This is a genomic window from Acinetobacter sp. DSM 11652 (assembly GCF_900109815.1).
In the GTDB taxonomy this organism is placed as follows: domain Bacteria; phylum Pseudomonadota; class Gammaproteobacteria; order Pseudomonadales; family Moraxellaceae; genus Acinetobacter.
This window is the reverse complement of record NZ_FOBK01000030.1, coordinates 1-2,023: the sequence shown is the minus strand read 5'-3', so window position 1 is coordinate 2,023 and position 2,023 is coordinate 1. Positions and strand designations below refer to the sequence as shown.

Below are 2,023 nucleotides of genomic sequence, written 5' to 3'. Positions count from 1 at the left end.
AGGATTACATTACAACCGTTACAGATATTACGAACCATTTAGTGCACGGTATATAAGTAAAGATCCGATTGGTCTATTAGGTGGTTTAAATAACTCAGCTTATGTAAGTGATGCGAATCAGTGGGTGGATCCGTTGGGGTTGGATGAAACTCTTGGTAGCGCTATGAGAGAGGCATTTGTTGAACGCATTCCTGGAGCAAAAATACCAACTAGACTTAAGGATGCACCAGAACTATATCAAATGACTGATAGGGTACTTACTGGTATGAATGTAAACGCTACTGCTGCAGCTTTAGTTGGTGTAACAGCATCTGCAGGCTATGATGGGAATGGGAAGTATAATGTTAGAGGCGGAAATGCATACGGAGTTGCTTTGGAAGTTACTTCAACAAGAGAGGTTATTAATGCGGGTACGCAAACAGATGGTAAATATTATGAATTGTGTGCTAGCGCAGGACTAGGATTAGCAGTACAAACTTGTGTTGGTTATTCAAGGGGGGGGAGGGCTTTATGGAAATGCTTCAGTGGGTGTGGGATTAGGAGCAGCTGTAAGTGGAGTAAGTGGGGAGAAAAGATCAAAAGATGCCTTGGCTCCTGAAACAAAAATTGATTATGAACAAATTAGGCAAAATCAAAGAATGCTTCCAAAAAAACCTTTAGATTTCGGGGGGCTAAGATAATGACTGATGGTTTAATTGTTTTAATTTTTATTTTGAGTTTGCTTTTTTTTATAATAAGTTTTTGTTTAGTTCGGTTTTATTTGTATAAATATCTTTTAGAAAAAGGAGAGGTTGAAAGTTATATTGATTTTAACTTAAAAAGTATAAATCATATTGTATATATAAAAAAAATTTTATTTAAAGGAGGGGGTGGTGGCTATTATAGTGAAAAAATAAAAATTTTTTATATAGTGAAAATAGTATTTTTGGTCATGTTTTTAATTTCCATATTTGTTATGTTGAGGTGATCTTTGATTAAATTTTTGTTTATATTTTTATTTTCCCCTTTTTTTGTATATGCAAACTGTATTGATATTGATTATTCGATAGCGGATAAAGTTATGGAGAATAGTTTATATAATTTACAGGGAAATAATAAGAAAGTTAAGTATAATATTAACAAAATGAATGATAATTTTTATAAAAGTTATTATTATGGTTATTCTTATTTGGTTGGGAATAATGTTCTAGTAGATTATGAAAAGGCTGAGATTTTGTTAATTGAGTCAGCTAAATATTGTTTTTCGCCGGCACATTATTCCTTAGGTTTTTTGTATCTAGAAAAAAATGAGGTTGAAAAAGCTAAGAAGTGGTTTTTGTCTGCCAAAAACTTGGGAGATAGTTTAGGGGCTTATCAATTGGCTTTAATTTATAGAGATCAAAATAATAGTAATAAAATGTTAGAAAACTTAGAGTTTTCAGTTGAAAACGATTTCTTGCCATCAATTACTGAGCTTGGAGTGCAATATTACGATGGGAAGATAATTCGGAAAGATAATAATAAGGCGTTCCATTATTTTCAACTGGCTGCTAATATGAATGATTCATTAGCACAAAATAATTTAGCTTGGATGTATGAGCATGGTGAAGGTGTCGAAAAAAATATGGTTAAAGCTAAATATTGGTATAAACTATCGTTGAGTAATGGATTTTTATTAGCTAAAGAAAACTTAGAAAGACTAGATGTTTTAAATCAAAATTAGTAAATTTAAAGCCTATTGATATTGTATTTTAAAAAAATGAAATAGTAGGCTAGAATTTTTATTGTGTTTATGGCTTTGTTGCACAAAGCTATTCTTAAGGGCTTCTTCAGCCATATAATTTTCAAATGAAGAAGCTTACACACAAAATCTACCGCACAACCAATTGGCCTGCATATAACCGAGCACTCATTAGATAAAAACAACACAGAACAAGGCAATCAAAGCTATATCAAACACTATATCTATGAGCCGAATAGCTTTGTACCGCTATTCCAAGCAGGGTATCAACACTTTATACAACTGATAGAAACACCGAATTAC

Annotated in this window: 3 protein-coding genes; all 3 read left to right on the top strand. The window is 32.2% G+C overall.

Annotation, left to right across the window (positions count from 1 at the left end; translation table 11 throughout):
* A partial coding sequence (locus tag BMW42_RS14905) for an RHS repeat-associated core domain-containing protein (RefSeq protein ID WP_228143144.1) occupies positions 1 to 598 on the top strand: 598 nt, incomplete at its 5' end.
* Between the two features lie 81 nt (positions 599 to 679).
* Positions 680 to 967 carry a hypothetical protein gene (locus tag BMW42_RS14550; protein ID WP_092768985.1) on the top strand — a complete coding sequence of 96 codons (288 nt, stop codon included), beginning with the start codon at positions 680 to 682 and terminating at the stop codon, positions 965 to 967.
* 93 nt (positions 968 to 1,060) lie between these two features.
* Positions 1,061 to 1,702 (top strand): tetratricopeptide repeat protein, encoded by a 642-nt coding sequence (locus BMW42_RS14545; RefSeq protein ID WP_143047428.1) that lies wholly within the window; start codon positions 1,061 to 1,063, stop codon positions 1,700 to 1,702.
* Positions 1,703 to 2,023 lie beyond the last annotated feature (321 nt).

Bases quoted from the DNA above. Each gene is read 5' to 3' on its own strand.
- BMW42_RS14550 (WP_092768985.1), top strand. From the start codon at position 680: ATGACTGATGGTTTAATTGTTTTAATTTTTATTTTGAGTTTGCTTTTT.
- BMW42_RS14545 (WP_143047428.1), top strand. From the start codon at position 1,061: ATGGAGAATAGTTTATATAATTTACAGGGAAATAATAAGAAAGTTAAG.